17 protein-coding genes are annotated in these 16,356 nt (G+C 70.3%); 8 read left to right on the forward strand and 9 right to left on the reverse strand.

Annotation, left to right across the window (positions count from 1 at the left end):
- The first annotated feature begins 3 nt into the window (after window positions 1-3).
- Window positions 4-2,223, forward strand: coding sequence for an FHA domain-containing protein (locus tag JYJ93_RS18380; protein WP_206793058.1), 2,220 nt, complete (start codon window positions 4-6; stop codon window positions 2,221-2,223).
- A gap of 59 nt (window positions 2,224-2,282) precedes the next feature.
- Window positions 2,283-4,988: a DNA polymerase I gene (gene polA, locus JYJ93_RS18385; protein ID WP_206793060.1), complete on the forward strand. Its 2,706-nt coding sequence runs from the start codon at window positions 2,283-2,285 to the stop codon at window positions 4,986-4,988.
- Between the two features lie 314 nt (window positions 4,989-5,302).
- Here polA and JYJ93_RS18390 read toward each other — a convergent pair whose 3' ends face one another.
- The 5 genes from JYJ93_RS18390 to JYJ93_RS18410 all read right to left on the reverse strand — a co-directional run bounded on the left by JYJ93_RS18390 (window position 5,303) and on the right by JYJ93_RS18410 (window position 8,827).
- On the reverse strand, window positions 5,303-5,845 hold the full coding sequence (locus JYJ93_RS18390) for a hypothetical protein (protein WP_206793062.1): 543 nt from the start codon (window positions 5,843-5,845) through the stop codon (window positions 5,303-5,305).
- A gap of 182 nt (window positions 5,846-6,027) precedes the next feature.
- Window positions 6,028-7,317, reverse strand: a complete 1,290-nt coding sequence (locus tag JYJ93_RS18395) for a peptidase MA family metallohydrolase (RefSeq protein ID WP_206793064.1) — start codon at window positions 7,315-7,317, stop codon at window positions 6,028-6,030.
- A gap of 8 nt (window positions 7,318-7,325) precedes the next feature.
- Window positions 7,326-7,625, reverse strand: a complete 300-nt coding sequence (locus JYJ93_RS18400) for a DUF167 domain-containing protein (RefSeq protein ID WP_206793066.1) — start codon at window positions 7,623-7,625, stop codon at window positions 7,326-7,328.
- Between the two features lie 9 nt (window positions 7,626-7,634).
- Entirely contained in the window at window positions 7,635-8,162 is a 528-nt protein-coding gene (locus JYJ93_RS18405; RefSeq protein ID WP_014397740.1) for a DivIVA domain-containing protein, read from the reverse strand.
- Between the two features lie 95 nt (window positions 8,163-8,257).
- On the reverse strand, window positions 8,258-8,827 hold the full coding sequence (locus JYJ93_RS18410) for a HEAT repeat domain-containing protein (RefSeq protein WP_206793068.1): 570 nt from the start codon (window positions 8,825-8,827) through the stop codon (window positions 8,258-8,260).
- Window positions 8,828-8,973: 146 nt separating this feature from the next.
- Between JYJ93_RS18410 and JYJ93_RS18415 the strand changes: the two genes are divergently transcribed.
- Window positions 8,974-9,489 (forward strand): J domain-containing protein, encoded by a 516-nt coding sequence (locus JYJ93_RS18415; RefSeq protein ID WP_206793070.1) that lies wholly within the window; start codon window positions 8,974-8,976, stop codon window positions 9,487-9,489.
- Here JYJ93_RS18415 and JYJ93_RS18420 read toward each other — a convergent pair.
- On the reverse strand, window positions 9,405-10,415 hold the full coding sequence (locus JYJ93_RS18420; protein WP_206793072.1) for a stage II sporulation protein M: 1,011 nt from the start codon (window positions 10,413-10,415) through the stop codon (window positions 9,405-9,407). The genes JYJ93_RS18415 and JYJ93_RS18420 overlap by 85 nt on opposite strands.
- Window position 10,416: 1 nt before the next feature.
- The gene (locus JYJ93_RS18425; protein WP_206793074.1) at window positions 10,417-11,187 is read right to left on the reverse strand and encodes an RDD family protein; all 771 of its coding nucleotides are present in this window, start codon (window positions 11,185-11,187) and stop codon (window positions 10,417-10,419) included.
- A gap of 485 nt (window positions 11,188-11,672) precedes the next feature.
- Here JYJ93_RS18425 and JYJ93_RS18430 point away from each other — a divergent pair, with 485 nt between their 5' ends.
- Window positions 11,673-12,359 carry a response regulator transcription factor gene (locus JYJ93_RS18430; RefSeq protein ID WP_043321786.1) on the forward strand — a complete coding sequence of 229 codons (687 nt, stop codon included), beginning with the start codon at window positions 11,673-11,675 and terminating at the stop codon, window positions 12,357-12,359.
- 61 nt (window positions 12,360-12,420) lie between these two features.
- Here JYJ93_RS18430 and JYJ93_RS18435 read toward each other — a convergent pair whose 3' ends face one another.
- On the reverse strand, window positions 12,421-12,648 hold the full coding sequence (locus tag JYJ93_RS18435; RefSeq protein ID WP_014397734.1) for an MbtH family protein: 228 nt from the start codon (window positions 12,646-12,648) through the stop codon (window positions 12,421-12,423).
- A 190-nt stretch (window positions 12,649-12,838) separates the two neighbouring features.
- On the opposite strand from JYJ93_RS18435, the gene JYJ93_RS18440 reads away from it, so the two are divergent.
- Window positions 12,839-13,846: a DUF4105 domain-containing protein gene (locus JYJ93_RS18440; protein WP_206793076.1), complete on the forward strand. Its 1,008-nt coding sequence runs from the start codon at window positions 12,839-12,841 to the stop codon at window positions 13,844-13,846.
- Here JYJ93_RS18440 and JYJ93_RS18445 read toward each other — a convergent pair whose 3' ends face one another.
- Complete coding sequence (locus tag JYJ93_RS18445; protein WP_242543851.1) at window positions 13,847-14,599, reverse strand: hypothetical protein; 753 nt, start codon at window positions 14,597-14,599, stop codon at window positions 13,847-13,849. It abuts the gene before it with no gap.
- 58 nt (window positions 14,600-14,657) lie between these two features.
- On the opposite strand from JYJ93_RS18445, the gene JYJ93_RS18450 reads away from it, so the two are divergent.
- The 3 genes from JYJ93_RS18450 (at window position 14,658) to JYJ93_RS18460 (ending at window position 16,316) form a co-directional block, all read left to right on the forward strand.
- Window positions 14,658-15,284, forward strand: coding sequence for a YdeI/OmpD-associated family protein (locus JYJ93_RS18450; protein WP_206793080.1), 627 nt, complete (start codon window positions 14,658-14,660; stop codon window positions 15,282-15,284).
- 32 nt (window positions 15,285-15,316) lie between these two features.
- Window positions 15,317-15,790, forward strand: a complete 474-nt coding sequence (locus JYJ93_RS18455) for an NUDIX hydrolase (RefSeq protein WP_206793082.1) — start codon at window positions 15,317-15,319, stop codon at window positions 15,788-15,790.
- A gap of 115 nt (window positions 15,791-15,905) precedes the next feature.
- Window positions 15,906-16,316: a hypothetical protein gene (locus tag JYJ93_RS18460; RefSeq protein ID WP_206793084.1), complete on the forward strand. Its 411-nt coding sequence runs from the start codon at window positions 15,906-15,908 to the stop codon at window positions 16,314-16,316.
- The last annotated feature ends 40 nt before the right edge of the window (window positions 16,317-16,356 follow it).

Below are 16,356 nucleotides of genomic sequence, written 5' to 3' on the forward strand. Positions count from 1 at the left end.
CCCATGCCTACCCTGGTCGTCCGTCACCCTGACGGCACTGAGCACGAGCACGAGATCGCGGGCGAGCTGAAGATTGGCCGCCAGCAGGGCAATGACCTGGTCCTCACGGAAGGTGGCGTGTCGCGGCAGCACGCGCGCATCTACGTGGAGGGCGGCACGGTCTACGTCGAGGACGGGGGCAGCCAGAACGGCACCTTCGTGGACGGCGAGCGCATCGAGGGGCCCACGGCGCTGACGCCGGCCTCGCAGGTGCTCTTGGGCGACTATGAGCTGAAGCTCAAGGGCAGCGCCCGGAGCACCAGCGGCCGCCGCGCGGCGACGCCTCCTCCCGGCGACCCGGCGACGCTCTCGGACGCGCCCGTGAAGGGCACGCGCGCCATGCCCAGCATCCGCGCCAAGGCTACGCAGAACGGGGCCGCGAAGCCCGAGGGCGCGCTGGCGAAGCGGCCCGCGCGCTCCACGCCCTCGCGGGCGGGCGCGGGTGACGCGGCGGCGGGCGCGAGCTCCGGTCCGATGCTCAAGGGAATGACGGGCCCGTGGGCGGGCAAGTCCTATCCCATCAACGGCACGGTGCTGGTGGGCCGGGCGCCTCCGGCGGCGGTCATCCTGGATGACGACTCTGTGAGCCGGAAGCACGCGGAGGTGAAGCGCGAGGGCTCCGCCGTGCTCGCGCGCGACCTGGGCAGCGCCAACGGCACGCTGCTCAACGGCGAGCTGCTGGGCGAGGAGTTCGTCGACCTGCAGCCTGGGGACGTCCTCCAGTTCGGCGTGGTGGAGATGACCTACGAGGCCGCGGACACGCCCTCGCGCCGTCCGGGCACGGGCGCGGCGCCGGCCCGTCGTGGCGGCAGGGCCGCGCCCGAGGCCGACAAGAAGCGCAAGCTGCTGGTGGTCGCGGGCGGCGTGATGGCGCTGCTGGCGGTGGCGGCGGTGGTGAAGACCTCCATCGGGGCGCCCCAGAAGGCGCAGAAGACGGGGCCGGCCGCGCCGCTGGATCCCGCGCAGCAGGTGCAGGAGTTCCTCAGCGAGTGCCGCTCCTACTCCTCCAATGAGATGGGGGCTCCCGACTGGGGCCGCGCCGAGAAGGCGTGTGAGCAGGCGCTGGACATGGACCCCATCAACGCCGAGGCGAACACCCTCGTGCGGCGCATCAAGCTGGAGAAGGAGGCCTTCGACAACTTCGAGGCCGCGAAGAAGGCCATCGAGCTCAACCGCGAGAAGGACGCGCTGGAGTTCCTGCGCAAGATTCCGAAGGAGAGCGAGTACTTCCGCCGCGCCCGCTCCAAGGCGAAGGAGACGGCCGAGCAGTTCGTGGACCGCGCGAAGTTCGACTGCAACCGCTACCTGAACAACTCGCAGTGGGGCCCGGCCGTCCAGCGCTGCCAGCAGTACATGGAAGTGTGGTGCCAGAAGCAGAGCAAGGAGGACCTGGAGCCGCCCATCGGTCAGACGCTCCGCCTGGAGGGCCACCTGCGCAGGAACGAGTGGCGCCCCAAGGACGCCATGTTCGTGAAGTTCCTGGTGGCCCGCAACCGCGTGGACCGCAACGCCCAGCCGTGGACCTGCCCCGTGTCCGACATCCTCCAGGAGGACGGGCTGGGCGTGGATCAGGCCAGCGAGGTGCGCGCCATGTTCGCCAAGCGCTACGCCCCGAAGCTCGTCCAGGCGGCGATGATGGACTACTGGGCCGGCCGCGGCAGCGAGGCGATGGCGACGCTGCAGAAGCTGCGCTCGAAGGAGGACCAGGCGCAGTTCCACCAGTTGGCGGACGATCTCATCCGCGACGTGTCCAACGTGGATCAGCTCTTCAAGACGGGTGAGAGCTCGCTCAGCAACGACGACCCCGAGCGCGCGGTGGCGCCGTTCAAGGACGCGCTGGCCACGGACAAGCGCATCATGGCGGAGCTGGCGGAGTCGCACCTGTCCTTCTACCGGAAGAACATGTTCCAGGACCTGGCGGCCTCCGCCTACCAGCGCGGCAAGCACTTCGCCGACCGCGAGGACCGCCGCCGTGGCTGCCGCATCTGGAAGATGGGCTTCGACTTCTACAAGGGCAACACGAACCTGAACCGCGTGGTGGCCTTCTGCTCCACGCAGGCGCAGAACGCGTTGAACAACGTGGGCGGCTGCTCGGACTTCCAGGCGGTGGAGGACTACGCCGTGCCGGGTGACGGCATCGCCGAGCAGATGGCCTCGAAGAAGGCCGAGATGAAGTGCCGCTGAGCGGCGCTCCGGTGCGGGGCTTCGTGGACAGACCGCGGTAGGCGCGCTAGGGACGGGGGATGGCCGACACCAGCCCCCCGCGCTCCGAGCGCCGCCTGGCGCTCTTCGACGCCTCTGGCTTCATCTTCCGCGCCTACCACGCCATCCCCCCGCTCACGACGAGCAAGGGGGTGCCCACCAACGCGGTGCTGGGCTTCACCCGCATGGTGCTCAAGGCCTTGCAGGAGCTGAAGCCCACGCACGTGGCGTTGGCGTTCGACAAGTCCGGCCGCGTGGAGCGTCAGAAGATCGACCCCACGTACAAGGCGAACCGCAAGGCGCCGCCGGAAGACCTGACGCCCCAGTTCCCGCTCATCCGCAAGGTGGGTGACGTGCTGAACCTGGCTTCGCTGGACGCGGAGGGCTGGGAGGCGGACGACGTCATCGGCACGCTGGCGCTGCAGGCGAAGGCGGAGGGCTTCCAGGTCCTGGTCGTCACCAGCGACAAGGACTTCATGCAGATCGTCGACGAGGACATCACCCTCTTCGACCCCGCGAAGAACAAGCGCATCGGCATCGCGGACGTGCAGGAGAAGATGGGCATCCTGCCGAAGCAGGTGCGCGACTTCCTGGCCCTGGTGGGCGACGCGGTGGACAACGTCGCCAAGGTGCCCGGCGTGGGCGACAAGACGGCGGTGGAGCTGCTCCACCAGTTCGGCGACGTGGAGACGCTGCTCGCGCGCGTGGAAGAGGTGAAGAAGCCGAAGATCCGCGCGGCGCTGGAGTCCCACCGCGAGAGCCTGACGCGCGCCAAGCAGTTGGTCACCTTCAACACCGGGCTGGCCCTGGGCGTGAAGCTGGACGACCTGGTCCGCCGCGCGCCGGACGCCACGCGCGCGCGGGATTTGTTCACGGAGCTGGAGTTCTTCGCGCTCCTGCGCGACCTGCCCGCGGAGGAGGCTCCGGCCCGGCCGGACGTGGCGCCGCTCGTCACCACCACCACGCTGGTCACCACCGAGGCGGAGTTGAAGGCGCTGGCGGACGCGGCGAAGGAGGCCGGGGCTCTCTCTCTGGTGCCCGCCTACGAAGGCATGCCCTTCGCGGCGCCGCTGGTGGGCCTGGGCGTGGCGCTGCCGGACGGCTCCACGCGCTACGTGCCGCTGAGGCACCAGCAGCTGGGCGCCACGCAGGTGCCGGTGGCGGCCTTCACCGCGGCGATGAAGGACGTGATTTCGGATCCGGCGGTGAAGAAGGGCGGCCACGACCTCAAGGCGCTCACGCTGGTGCTGGCCCATGAAGGCCTGACGCTGGAGGGCGCGCACGACGACGTGGAGCTCCTGAGCTACCTGCTCAACCCGTCGCGCCGGGAGCACGCGCTGGCGGACCTGGCGCGCGAGCGGCTGCGCTCGGAGCTGCCCGCGCTGCCCGCGTCGGTGGAGGGCAAGAAGGGCCGGCCGCTGGCGGACCACGGGCCGGACGAGGTGGCCGCGGCCTACGCGGTGCGCGCGGACGCGGCGCGCAGGATGGCGCCGGAGCTGTGGAAGGAGCTGGAGCTGGGCGGGCTCGCGGAGCTGGCGCGCACGCTGGAGCTGCCGCTGTTGCCCGTGCTCGCGCGCATGGAGCGCGAGGGCGTGAAGCTGGACGTGGCGGAGCTGGGCCGCACGTCCGAGCGCGTGGACGTGGAGGTGAAGGCGAAGGAGGCCGAGTGCCACCAGGCCGCGGGCCATGTCTTCAACCTGGGCTCCAACCCGCAGCTGGCGCAGGTGCTCTACGAGGAGCAGAAGCTGCCCATCCTCAAGCGCGGCAAGACGGGCCCGTCCACGGACCAGGAGGTGCTGGAGAAGCTGGCGGAGGAGCACAACAGCGTGCTCGCGCGCGCGCTGATCGAATACCGGGGCCTGTCCAAGCTCAAGAGCACCTACCTGGACACGCTGCCGACGCTGGTGGCGAAGGACGGGCGCATCCACACCACGTACCACCAGGCGGCCACCGCCACCGGCCGGCTGTCCTCGTCCGACCCGAACCTGCAGAACATCCCGGTCCGCACGGAGCTGGGGCGGGAGATCCGCCGCGCCTTCGTGGCGGACGCGGGGCACCAGCTGGTGAGCGCGGACTACTCGCAGATCGAGCTGCGGCTCCTGGCGCACATCGCGGAGGACCCGGTCCTCATCGACGCGTTCCGCAACGACGAGGACATCCACAGCCGCACGGCGGCGGAAGTCTTCGGCGTGGACCCCAAGGACGTGGACCGCGAGCAGCGCCGCGTGGCGAAGATGGTGAACTTCGGCATCGCGTACGGCCTGTCCGCGCACGGCCTGTCCACGCGCCTGGGCATCTCCCAGGAGAACGCGCGCGACGTCATCGAGAAGTTCTTCATCCGGTACGCCGGCATCCGCCAGTACCTGGAGGACACCGTGGAGAAGGCGCGCAAGGTGGGCTACGTGGAGACGCTCTACGGCCGCCGCCGCCTGATGGGGGACCTGCTCTCCAAGAACCGCGCGGTGGCCCAGGCCGCCGAGCGCGCCGCCATCAACATGCCCATCCAGGGCACCGCCGCGGACCTGATGAAGAAGGCCATGCTGGCCGTGGACGCCGCGCTCCGGGAGCAGAAGCTGAAGACGCGCGTGCTCCTCCAGGTGCACGACGAACTGCTCTTCGAGGCGCCGGACGCGGAGGTGGAGGCCGTGAAGGCCCTGGCCGTGAAGAGCATGGCCTCCGTCGCCGAGCTGAAGGTGCCGCTCAAGGTGGACGTGGGCGCGGGGAAGAGCTGGGCGGACGCGCACTGAGCAAAAAAAATGCGGGAGAGCGCCCACCCCCGTAGGCGCCCTCCCGCTGCCCCATCCCCAATCCCCCCGACAAAACATGCCGATCCGTCCGACCGGCGGAGCGCGCGGACCCCCATCCACGCGTTCCGGCGTTCGACTGTGTGCGGCTCACCGCTCCCCCGAGCAGGAACTCGCACCCTCAAGGCGCGTCACGGACCCCCATCCATGACAGCGCTCCCTCCCGCCAGCCCCCGGACCCTTCCTCAGTGAGGAGTGTCAAGCCGGACGGATCGGCAAACCCTTGCAACAAAACCCTGGCGCCTCCTGCGCGCCGTTCAATGCATGGCGGACCGCTCGTCGCGGCGGCCCATGGGGGCCCGGCGCGCGTGGGACGGCCGCTCGAAGTACTCCACCACCAGACCGCCGAACGGCACCCGGGGCCCATCCGCCTTCGGGTCCGCCATCCGCTGGAGCAGCGCCACCGCGCTGTCCACGGCCTCGTCGAGCGCGCGGTTGATGCGCTGGCGCTCCGCGTCTCCACCGCCCAGCACCTCCAGGGCGTCCACCAGGCACCGCCGCAGCAGTGCGAACTCGTCGTGCAGGGCCCGCGCGCCACGCTCCGGCGCCAGGCGCAGCACCGCGCGGGTGCGGCTCCAGGGGCTGGACTCCACGCCCTCCAGCGTCAGCCCCAGCTCCCGGACGAAGGGCTCCACCAGTCCGTCCAGCAGGCTGGGGCCTGGAACGCCCTGGCCCTCGTGCGACGCCAGCCGCATCCGCCGCCACAGGGCCGCGATGCGCTCCGGCTGCTTGCTGAAGACCCGGGCCGCCCCGGCCTTCTTCCGTCCCCGCTCCGCCGCCATGTCCGTTGTCGTCCGCATCGCGAACGAAGACATAGCAAGGGCTTTGCCAACGCCAGATGGTTGCTGGCTCTCAATGAATCCGCCCACTTGGGCAATGGGGGTGCCCTGAAGGGCGGCCGGAGGACGTAAATCCTACGGGGCGGATGTTGAAAGGCGGGGAGCAAGGGAAGTTCCTTCCCTGCCTGGGCACGCCGCGCCCCTCAGTGGAGCGTCGGCTTGGGCGGGCGGCCCGACGGGGCCTCGCCATCCAGCTCGTACTCGCCGCTGGAGGACTCCGGCTCCTCGTCGTCCATGTCCATGTCCTGACCGTCCGGGCCCTCCGGATGGCCCGCGCCCGACTCCAGCGCTTCTGGCGCGCCCTCCAGGGCCTCCGGCTGGCTGGGGGCGGACGGATTGGGCGGGGCCACGGGCGGGGTGGCGCCGGGCCACTCCGGCCAGGGGAGGGCGGGGGACAGCGGCTCGGAGCCGTCCACGGGGACGGGCCCCGCGGCGCGGGCGGCGGCGAGCAGGCGCAGCGCGGCGTCCTCGGCGGCGTCCTCCGCGGCCAGCTCCGTCATCCGCTCGGACTTCTGGCGCATGCGGCGCACGAAGGCGGCCACGCACAGGATGGAGGCGGTGAGCCACAGCAGCGCGGAGCTGGTGGTGAGCGGCAGCCAGCCGTAGCGGGCCGCGAGCCCCTCGCGCCAGTCCTGCTCCTCCAAGAGCAGCGACGTGCGGAACGCCTTGCCGAAGGCCTGCTCGAAGGGCTCACCCGCGCGCACGCCGTCCACCAGCTGGCCCATGGCGTGAGCGCCGTGCTTGCCGGTGAGGAAGGCCACGAACGCGGCGCTCTGCGCGTAGGCGATCTCCACGTCCGCGGGCACGTCCGGCCATTCGTCGGACAGGTCCTCGAAGTGGAAGACGCGCTCCTGCGTCACCGCGCGGAAGAGGGCGCTGTAGTGGGCGACGGAGTAGCGCTCGTCGGTGAGGTTCTGCGCCACGCCCTCCTGGAACCAGCGCGGCCAGTCCTTCGCCAGCTGGCCCAGCGCCACGTGCGCCAATTCGTGCCGCAGCGTGGTGGGCCCTTCCGTGTCGCTCAGGCTGAGCGCGTCCAGCAGGATGATCTGATGCCCGGGGTAGGCGAGCGCCACGGCCCAGCCCGGAGGCTTGCCCCCGGGGAGCGCCAGCGCCTCGAACTCCTGGCGGCCCACGCCCAGGCGGATCTCGGTGGTGCCCGGCCAGTCGCGCCCGAGCATCGCGCCGAAGGCGTCCCGCACGCCTTCAATCTGCCCGGCCAGCGCCCGGGCCGCGCCCGCCGCCTTCGCGGTGTGCAGGATGACGAAGCGCTGCGTCTTCAGCTCGCCCGCGACGATGGCGGGGCGGGCGTGGGGCACGAGCGCGGCGTCCGTGACGACGGCCTCCGTCGCGTGGATGCCCCGCGGACCTTCGTCCTGTGCGAACACGCCCGGCGAGGCCAGCAGCATCATCAGGAAGGCGAACAGGCGGAGCATGCGTGGCCTCACGGTCCACCAGAGATAACAGCCTCGGCCGCCGCCGCATCAACCCCTTCCACCCTCAATCGCTTACGGCGCGACGTGTCACCCGCCACGAGTGTTACCTGCCGACGCGGCACGCCCATCGTTTTGGCGATGAATTCCACCAGGGCCGCATTCGCTTCACCGTCCACGGGCGGCGCGGCGAGCTGGATCTTCAGCTGGCCGTCATGCTCGCCCATCACCCGGGTGCGGGACGCGCGCGGCTGGACGAGCACCGTCAGCTCCACCCCGGTCTGCACGGCCTTGAGCCAGGGGGCGGGCATGCGCGGATGCTAGTCGTTGGAGGTGGCCTTCTTCTGGGACAGGAACGCGACGTTGTCCTCCACGCGCGCGTAGTCGCGGTCCGCGAAGGTGGGCGCGGCGAACGTCTCCAACAGCTTGCGGTGGGCCTCCACCACGGAGCGCACCTGCGACTCGAACTGGGTGCGCTGGCGCTTGAGCTCGTTGATGTCCTCCACCACCTGCACCAGCCGCTGGTGCGCGCCGTGGACGATCTTCTCCGCCTGGTGCTCCGCGTCCGCGATGATGATCTCCGCTTCCTTCTTCGCGGCGTCCTTCAGGTCCTCGCTGATGCGCTGGGCGGTGACCATCGTCTCCTGGAGGGTGCGCTCGCGCTCCTGATGCTGCTCGAGCCGCGCCTGCGTGCGCTTCAGCTCCTCCTTGAGCGCGATGTTCTCCTTCACGACCTCCTCGAACTCGCCGGCGATCAGCTCCAGGTACGCGCCCACTTCGGGACGCGCGAAGCCGCGCATCACCGTCTCGAAGCGCTTCTGCCGGATGTCGAGGGGGGTGATCTTCATGCGCCCCAGTCTAACCCATACACGCGCGCACTCCAGGAATCGGCCCGGCGGGCACGTGTGTCGTCAGGGCTGGAGGGCAGACAGGCAGGCGTGTTTCAGGGCGCGGCGGCCGGGGCGGCTTCCCACTGCGACGCCACCGAGCGCGCGGCGTTCTGCACCGCGTAGCCCACGCGGCTGTCCGCGGCCACGTCCTGCACCACCCGGCGGGCGGTGGGGGTGCGCTGATACAGCAGACCTCCCAGCGCTTGAATCTTCAGCGTGTCCGGCAGGCGCGGGTGTCTCACGACGTTGCCCAAAATCTCTTCCGCGCGCCGGTGCTGGAAGAGCGCCACCGCGCGCAACGCGGCCTGCTGGATGCGCGGGTTGGGGTCCCAGATGAACGCGGCCAGCGGGTCCAGGGCGCGCGCGTCGCCCAGGAGCGCCAGGTCCTCGATGGCGAGCGTGCGGATCTCCTCCGGCGCGGGCTCCGCCGCCCACAGCAGGCCCTTCAGGAGGGAGGCGTCGGAGGCGCCGGCATCCGCCGGGGGACGGGCGGGGGCGGCGCGCTCGGCGGGGGCCTTCTCGGGCTTCGGGGCGGCCTTGGGCGCCGCGGCCGGAGGGGCCGACGGGGCCTGGGCGTGCGCGGCGGCGGTCAGGAGCAGGGCGGCGGCGAGGAGCGGTCGCATGGGCTTGGTTCTACCCGAAACCCGGGAAGCCCGGCAGCGCGCCGGAGGGACCCCCCGGGTCGTTCGCGACATTTTCTTGACGGGATCCGCCGCTGTGGGAGTTTGCCGGTGCTACAGGCGTGTTGCGAACGGAGGTCGAAGTCACCATGGGTGCGGCGGTCGCGAGCTGGCAGACACTGGAGAACGTCACGGTGGAGTGCACCCACTGCGGCGTGATGATGACACTCCAGCCCGGAACCCGGGTGAAGTACTACCGGTGCGGTTCGTGCCACCGCTGGGTGTCCAGCACCTACAGCGAGGTCTTCCGCGCGGACGCGAAGATGCGCACGCACCCGGTGAAGGACACCGCGGACGCGGACGCGCGCTTCGTGGAGGTGAAGGACCGGCTGGACAAGTGGCTCTCCGCCGTCCAGGAGCAGTGCCCGTACCAGACGCTGGGCGTGTCGCCGCTGGATACGCCGGACGTGATTCGCGCGCGCTTCCACGCGCTGGCGCTGGAGCGGCACCCGGACCGGGGCGGCTCCGCGGAGCAGATGCGCGAGGTCAACGACGCCTACGAGCGCATCCTCAAGCACCGTCAGCGCAAGCGGCTGGAGGCCATGGCGTCCGGCACATCCACGCGCGCCACGCCCACGTCCGTCCTGCCCGCGCGCAACAGGTAGAACCAGAAGAGGACTCCCAGCGACAGGCCCAACCCCACCTTGGCCCAGGCGGGGAACAGGTGGCCCGGGGAGATGAAGCCCTCCACGAAGCCGATGCCGGCGAGGAAGGGCGCGCAGCCCACCACCAGCTTCACGGCTTCACGCCCGCGCGCCTGGAGCGCCTGCGCGCGCGGCAGCTCGCCGGGGTCGATGAGCGCCTGGCCCACCATCAGCCCCGCGCCGCCCGCGATGACGATGATGGACAGCTCCACGGGCCCGTGCGCGGCGATGAAGTCCAGGAAGCCCGCCGTCATGCCCTCGCGGAAGCACAGCGCCCCCACCGCTCCAATCAGCACGCCGTTGTTCACCAGCGTGAAGATGGGCCCCACGCCCAGGAGGATGCCGGACGCGAACGCGAACAGCGTGACGGTGAGGTTGTTGGTCGCGATGCCGGACGCCACGGCGTTGGGCGGCGCCACGGACAGCAGATCATCCGTCCACATGCGCCCCTGGGCCACGTAGCGCCGCACGCCCTCCGGCACCAGCAGCTCCGCGCCGCGCGGCTCCAGCGTCACCACCAGCGCGCCCACCAGCAGCCCCAGCACCAGCAGGCCCGCGCTGACGCCCACGAAGCGCGCCTCGCGGCGCAGGGTGGCGGGGAAGTCCCGGCGGAAGAAGTCGCGCGTGGAGGCCCAGCGCTCGCGCGGCGGCTGGTAGATGGCGCCATACGCCTGCGCGCACAACTGGTTGAGGAAGCGGTGCGCGTCCGTGCCCGGATAGAACGTCTGCGCCTGCGCCAGGTCCGCGGCCGCGCGCCGGTACAGCGTGTCCAGTCTCCGCAGCTCCGCCAGGCTCAAGCGGCCCGCGCGCTGGCGCGTGAGCAGCGACTGGAGCGCGTCCCAGTCCGGCCGGCGCCGCGTGACGAACGTGGGCAGGGGCGCGGCCATGTCAGTGCACCGCCTTCGCGCGCGTGCGCAGGAAGGCCTCCGTGGCCTCTGGAGACTGGAGCACCCGCGCGCGCTCCTCGTCCGTGAGGGACGCGCCCACTCGGTCCACCAGCCGCGCTCCCAGCCGCCGCCGCACCTCCGGCTCCAGCCCGGGCGCGCGCGAAAGGAACGCCAGCACCAGCTCCACGTCCTCCGCGTTCAGGGGGCGCTGCACGCCCGCGTCCAGGGCCGGAGCGTCCGCCGGGGGCGCCTGCGTGTACTTGTCCAGGTCGATGGCCTCCTCACGCACCAGCACGGTGCCGGCGAGCATGTCTCCCAACCGCCGGTGGCGTGAGTCCAGCAGCATGGTGATGCAGCCGGTGGCGTAGAGCACCGGCAGGAAGTCCACTGCACGGCAGAGGTTTCTCACCGCGCTTTCGAAGAAGCCCACCGGCGAGCCATCCTCGCGCACCACGCGGATGCGCAGCGCGCGCTTGCCGGGTGTCTGTCCATGGAAGAAGACCTCCGCCAGCGTCCAGTACAGCCATTGCGTGGCGAAGAGGCCCACCGCGAGCAGTGTCTGCGTGAGCCCCGACAGCGCCTGGAAGGCGCCCAGCACGTCGGACACCAGCAGGGTGATGACGAAGTAGAGCGCCACCCAGAAGAAGAACAGCAGGCTCGCGTCCACCAGCCACGCGAGGCAGCGGTAGCCGATGCCGGCCACGGGCAGGGACAGGGCCACCCGCTCGGGCGTGGCGACGTCGACATGGGGTGCGGGGGCGGAGGGAGTCATGCGCGCGGGACGCACAGCATACGCCTTTGCCATCCAATGCGCGCCATCCGCGCGCATGCGGGCGCGCTCGCCCGGGCATTGGACGAAACACCCATGAAAGCATCCGAATGTGGACGCGGAACGTATGTCCCTGGGCCGACAGCGATCACGACCTGACGGACGAGGCCCTGGATTTCGATGCGATCCGTGCGCAATTGACAGTCTCGCGCGGGTCCGTTCGCAAGAGGCCTTGGATGATGTTAGGGTCTCGGTTGGCTGGATTTGCTTGAAACGAAAAAGGAGGTTCGGCCCGAATGGGCCAGTTCGGCAGTCGCAGGCGCAGTCCGCAGGGCAGCAGTCACAGGACCCCCGGATGGAGTTGAAGCGCGGTTCTCGCACGCTCAGCACAGGCGGAAGTTCCGCCGCGGTTCCACCGACTCCGGGGCAGGTAGAAGTCGACAGGTAGCATTGAAAGCAATTCGCCACGACGGCTGGGGGGCCATCGCATGGCAGCGAATCAATCGGCAGTTCGTATTTCGATTCTCGAAGGACCGTGGGCGGCCTGGCAGGGCTTGTCGGACGGGCTTCGGGGTGAGGGTCATTCCACTTCAGTGACGCGCGACGTGCGCGGCTTCCTGGACGGGCTCGGCACGGATCCACCGCAGGTGGCCATCCTCGACGTGGAGAGCGACGGCGAAGCCGCCATCGGTTGCTCCGTGACGGAGGGGCTCAACCTCTTGCGTGAGGCCCGCAAGCGCCGGCTGGAAGTGCGCATGCTGCTGCTGTCCGCGGTGAGCACGCCGGAGGTCATCTCCCAATGCTTCGACGAAGGGGCCTCGGGGTATCTCTTCCGCGCGGGGTTGGGCGTGAACGCGGTGTCCTCCGCGGTGCAGTCGCTGGTGCGGGGCGAGCGCCTCTTCCCGGTGCAACTCTTGCGCAACGACTTCGAGCATCCGCCGGTGACGTCACCCACGGCGAGCGTCCTGTTGCTGCTCACGCAGCGCGAGCGCGAGGTGCTCCAGTACGTGGCGGGCGGGGCGGACAACCTGAAGATCGCCGCGCACCTGCAAATCGCCGAGCGCACCGTGAAGTCACACGTCACGCAGCTCTACCGCAAGCTGGGAGCGGAGAACCGGACCCAGCTTGCCCTGCGCGCCTGCCACCTGGGCGTCAGGCCTCCGCCGGACCTCTAACGGGGCCGGCCCACCCTCCCCGTTGAAGCGGGGAGGGCGCGGTGGGAAGCGCGCGCGGTCTTCAGTTCTTGTTGCGGGCCGCGTCCTCTTCCATCTTCTTGCGGAGGCTCAGGGGACGCATGTCCGTCCAGACCTCCTTGATGTACTCCAGGCACTCGGCCTTCAGGCCCTGCTTGCCGGCGTCCTTCCAGCCCAGCGCGTTCTCACGGTCCGCGGGCCAGATGGAGTACTGCTCTTCGTGGTTGACGACGACCTTGTAAACCGTCGTGTCTTCGCGCTCGTCGCTCATCGGGGTGTGACTCCTGGAAGCTGGGGACCCCCCTTTCGTCGCACACCCGGGGAAAAGCGGTCAAGGTAGGCGGTTGCTACAAATCCGGACCCTTCCTGGGAGGGCGGATCCGCGCCCGGCCGCCCGCCGGGGCTGCACCCGGAATCCGCGTCCGTGACACGAGCGGCGTGGGGCGCGGATACTCGGCCGCATGCGCATCTGGAAGAACGCCGTGTCGGGGCTCGTGCTCCTCGTGGGGGGCATCTGGGCCTCGCTGGCCCTGGCCCTGACGGGGAGCGGGCCGGAGGGGCCGCACCTGGCCCGGCTCCTCGTGGCGGGGGCCCTGGTGGCCCTGGCGGTGGTGGCCTGGCGGTGGCGGTCGCGGCGCTGGGGCGTGGCGGTGATGCTGCTGGGCTGCCTGTCCGTGTACGGGTGGGTGCGGACGTTCCAGCCCTCCAACGCGCGGGACTGGGCGCCGGACCTGGCGCGGGCGCCGTGGGCGGACGTGGCCGGGACGAAGGTCACGCTGCACGACGTGCGCGACTTCCGCTACCGCGGCACCACGGACTGGGACCCCGCCTGGTACACGGCCACCTACGACACGGACGCGCTCACGGAGGCGTCGTTCATCGTGGAGCCGTTCTCCGGCTTCTATGGCGCCGCGCACACGATGGTGAGCTTCGGCTTCCAGGACGGCCGCCACGTGGTGTTCTCCGTGGAGGTGCGGCGCGAGCAGGGCGAGACGTTCTCCGCGCTGGGCGGCCTGTTCCGCCGTTTTGAAATCACCTACGTCGTGGGCGACGAGCGGGACCTGGTGCAGCTGCGCTCCAACTTCCGCCATGACGACGTGTATGTGTATCCGGTGAACGCGTCCAGGGAGCGCATCACCGCGTTCTTCATGGACATGGTGCAGCGGATGAACGGGCTGCACACGCAGCCGGAGTTCTACGACACGCTCACCAGCAACTGCACCACCAACCTGGTGCGCCACTTCGAGAAGGTGGCCACGAAGGACGTGCCGTATGACCACCGCACGCTGATGCCTGCGTTCTCGGACGCGCTCGCGTACGAGCTGGGCATCATCGACACGGACGTGCCGCTGGAGCAGGTCCGCCAGCGCTACCACATCAACGCGCGAGCGCTGGCCGCGCAGGGGCGGGACGACTTCTCCGCCCGCATCCGCGCGCCGCTGGAGACCGCCGCCGCGCCCGCGCCCTGATCAGGTGCCTGTCGCGGCCTGGGGGGGCTCCTGGGGCGTGACATCGCGCCTCAGGTGCTTGTCGTAGTGGGCCTCCAGCGCGGTGAAGTAGCCGCGATCCTCCCACATCTCCTGGAGGAGCCGGTCGGTGAGCGACTTCACCTCCGCGTTCTCGGTCTTCGGGTCGGGCACGCGGACGCCGCCGCGCTTCGGATCCAGGAAGACGCGGGTGGCCTCGGCCATCAACACCCGGCTGCCGCGGAAGATGCGGCGCAAGGCCTGGTTGATGGGGCGGGAGTCCATCTCCGCGCAGGCGGCGACGATGGCGGCCTGCACCTTCTGGGGCGCGTCCCCCTGGAGCGAGGCCGCGTCCAGGTCGCCGCGCTCCAGCGCGTGGTGCAACAGGTAGCCGTGGTGCAGGCACACGCTCGTCAGGTCCACGCAGTCCTTCACCCAGAGGACGAAGAAGACCTTGCGGAACACCTTGCGCACGGGAAAGAGCGCCACGGCCTTGAGATAGGACACCAGCCGTCCGCCCAGGCTGCGCTCGTCATACGAGCCGGCGAGCACCGCCACGGCCTTCTCCGGCGCCTTCAGGCCCTTCTCCTTGAGCTGGTCGCGCACGGACTGCTCGCGCACCTGGCGCAGGGCGTAGTCGTCCAGGAAGGGCACGGGGATGAGCGGGGTGAGCCCGGCCGCCACGGCGTGGAAGGCCACGCGGGCGAGCGAGGGCGGCACGGCGTTCGGCGGGCGGGCGTTCGTGGTTTCGGCCATGGCGTGTTTCATAACCGCTTCCGCGCGGGCTGCCTTCCGCCGGTAGAGTGGGAGTGTCATGAACCCGGCGCGAGGCGCGGGGCAGGGAAAGGTGTCGGACCGCATGAAGGCGAAGCAGGAGCTCCCCGTCGTGCCCTTCGCGTCGGAGAAGGCGTGGGAGAAGTGGCTGGAGAAGCATCACGCCGACTCGCCGGGCGTCTGGGTGAAGCTCGCCAAGCTCGAGTCCGGCATCCCCTCCGTGACGTATGCGCAGGCGCTGGAGGTGGCGCTCTGCTACGGCTGGATCGACGGGCAGAAGGACGCGTTCGACTCGGAGTACTGGCTCCAGCGCTTCACGCCGCGCAAGCCGCGCAGCAGGTGGTCGAAGATCAACTGCGGCAAGGTGGAGGCCCTGGTCGCCTCCGGGCGCATGAAGCCCGCGGGCCTGCGCGAGGTGGAGTCCGCGCGCGCGGATGGCCGCTGGGAGGCGGCGTACGCGGGGGCGAAGACCATCGAGGTGCCGGAGGACCTGACGCTCGCGCTGGAGAAGAACCCGAAGGCGAAGGCGTTCTTCACCACGCTCAAGAGCGCCAACCGCTACGCCATCCTCTTCCGGCTCCACGACGCGAAGAAGCCGGAGACGCGGGCGCGGCGGCTGGAGAAGTTCGTCGCGATGCTGGAGGCCGGGGAGACGCTCCACGGCTGAGCACGTCGCGACGAATGGCTACCCTGAGGCCCATGAGCACCCTGATCGATCCCATCATGCGCGTGGCCTATCGAGGCGCGTATCACCTCGCGCTCGCGTGGTGGTTCGTGCGCCGTCCGCACACGGAGGGCACGCTCGTGGGGGTGTGGCGAGGGCGTGAGGTGCTGTTGTTGCAGAACTCCTACAAGCACGCCTTCTCCCTGCCGGGAGGCGGCCGGCATCGCGGCGAGTCCCCGGAAGAGACAGGCGCGCGGGAGCTGCGCGAAGAGGTGGGCCTGCACGTGCCGGCCTCGAGTCTGCGCGTCGTAAGCGATCTGCGTCACACGGATGAGTTCAAGCGGGACCTGTGTCACTTCGTCGAGCTGGAGCTCGACACCGAGCCCCCGCTGGTGCTCGACCAGCGCGAGGTGGTGTGGGCCCGGTGGCTCGACGTGGAGACCGCGCTGCGCCTGCCGCTCATGCCCGTGGTGCGCGCGTACCTGGAGGACGCCGCGCGGCGGAGGTGAACCGGGCTCACTCGCTCGCCCCCTTGGCGTGAAGGCGGGCCTGGCCCTGTCTTGCACCCTCCGCTCCGGCACCGCACCTTTCAACGATTGCAATTGAACGGGAGCGGAGGTGGCCATGCTTCAGGAAGCCAGGACCACGCCTTGGCAGAACGTGGGACGCGGAGTGTTGGGCTCGTTCATGGTCGGCGCCGGCACGGGCCATCTCTCCTTCGCGCGAGCGCCCTTCCAGGCGCAGGTGCCGGACTGGGTCCCCATGGACAAGGACCTCGTCGTCCTGCTCTCCGGCGTGGTCGAGATCGGCCTCGGATTGTCGCTGCTCTTCGACAAGCGCCACCGGATCCCCCTGGGGCTGGGACTGGCGGCCTTCTTCGCGGCGGTCTTCCCCGGCAACCTGCACCAGTACGACAAGCGCCTCTCCGCGTTCGGTCTGGACACGGACCGCAAGCGCCTGGTCCGGCTCTTCTTCCAGCCCGTGCTGATGGCCTGGGCCTTGTGGTCCACCGGCGCCCGGAAGGCGTTGCGGTAGACCCGGGGCTTCAGTCTGTCTGGGATTGCGCGGGACGGCG

It is taken from the genome of Corallococcus sp. NCSPR001 (assembly GCF_017309135.1).
In the GTDB taxonomy this organism is placed as follows: Bacteria; Myxococcota; Myxococcia; order Myxococcales; family Myxococcaceae; genus Corallococcus.

Bases quoted from the DNA above. Each gene is read 5' to 3' on its own strand.
- JYJ93_RS18395 (WP_206793064.1), bottom strand. From the start codon at position 7,317: ATGCTCCGCCTGTTCGCCTTCCTGATGATGCTGCTGGCCTCGCCGGGC.
- JYJ93_RS18430 (WP_043321786.1), top strand. From the start codon at position 11,673: ATGGCAGCGAATCAATCGGCAGTTCGTATTTCGATTCTCGAAGGACCG.
- JYJ93_RS18380 (WP_206793058.1), top strand. From the start codon at position 4: ATGCCTACCCTGGTCGTCCGTCACCCTGACGGCACTGAGCACGAGCAC.
- JYJ93_RS18455 (WP_206793082.1), top strand. From the start codon at position 15,317: ATGAGCACCCTGATCGATCCCATCATGCGCGTGGCCTATCGAGGCGCG.
- JYJ93_RS18415 (WP_206793070.1), top strand. From the start codon at position 8,974: ATGGGTGCGGCGGTCGCGAGCTGGCAGACACTGGAGAACGTCACGGTG.
- JYJ93_RS18400 (WP_206793066.1), bottom strand. From the start codon at position 7,625: ATGCCCGCCCCCTGGCTCAAGGCCGTGCAGACCGGGGTGGAGCTGACG.
- JYJ93_RS18390 (WP_206793062.1), bottom strand. From the start codon at position 5,845: ATGCGGACGACAACGGACATGGCGGCGGAGCGGGGACGGAAGAAGGCC.
- JYJ93_RS18425 (WP_206793074.1), bottom strand. From the start codon at position 11,187: ATGACTCCCTCCGCCCCCGCACCCCATGTCGACGTCGCCACGCCCGAG.
- JYJ93_RS18435 (WP_014397734.1), bottom strand. From the start codon at position 12,648: ATGAGCGACGAGCGCGAAGACACGACGGTTTACAAGGTCGTCGTCAAC.
- JYJ93_RS18410 (WP_206793068.1), bottom strand. From the start codon at position 8,827: ATGCGACCGCTCCTCGCCGCCGCCCTGCTCCTGACCGCCGCCGCGCAC.
- polA (WP_206793060.1), top strand. From the start codon at position 2,283: ATGGCCGACACCAGCCCCCCGCGCTCCGAGCGCCGCCTGGCGCTCTTC.
- JYJ93_RS18450 (WP_206793080.1), top strand. From the start codon at position 14,658: ATGAACCCGGCGCGAGGCGCGGGGCAGGGAAAGGTGTCGGACCGCATG.
- JYJ93_RS18460 (WP_206793084.1), top strand. From the start codon at position 15,906: ATGCTTCAGGAAGCCAGGACCACGCCTTGGCAGAACGTGGGACGCGGA.
- JYJ93_RS18420 (WP_206793072.1), bottom strand. From the start codon at position 10,415: ATGGCCGCGCCCCTGCCCACGTTCGTCACGCGGCGCCGGCCGGACTGG.
- JYJ93_RS18440 (WP_206793076.1), top strand. From the start codon at position 12,839: ATGCGCATCTGGAAGAACGCCGTGTCGGGGCTCGTGCTCCTCGTGGGG.
- JYJ93_RS18445 (WP_242543851.1), bottom strand. From the start codon at position 14,599: ATGGCCGAAACCACGAACGCCCGCCCGCCGAACGCCGTGCCGCCCTCG.
- JYJ93_RS18405 (WP_014397740.1), bottom strand. From the start codon at position 8,162: ATGAAGATCACCCCCCTCGACATCCGGCAGAAGCGCTTCGAGACGGTG.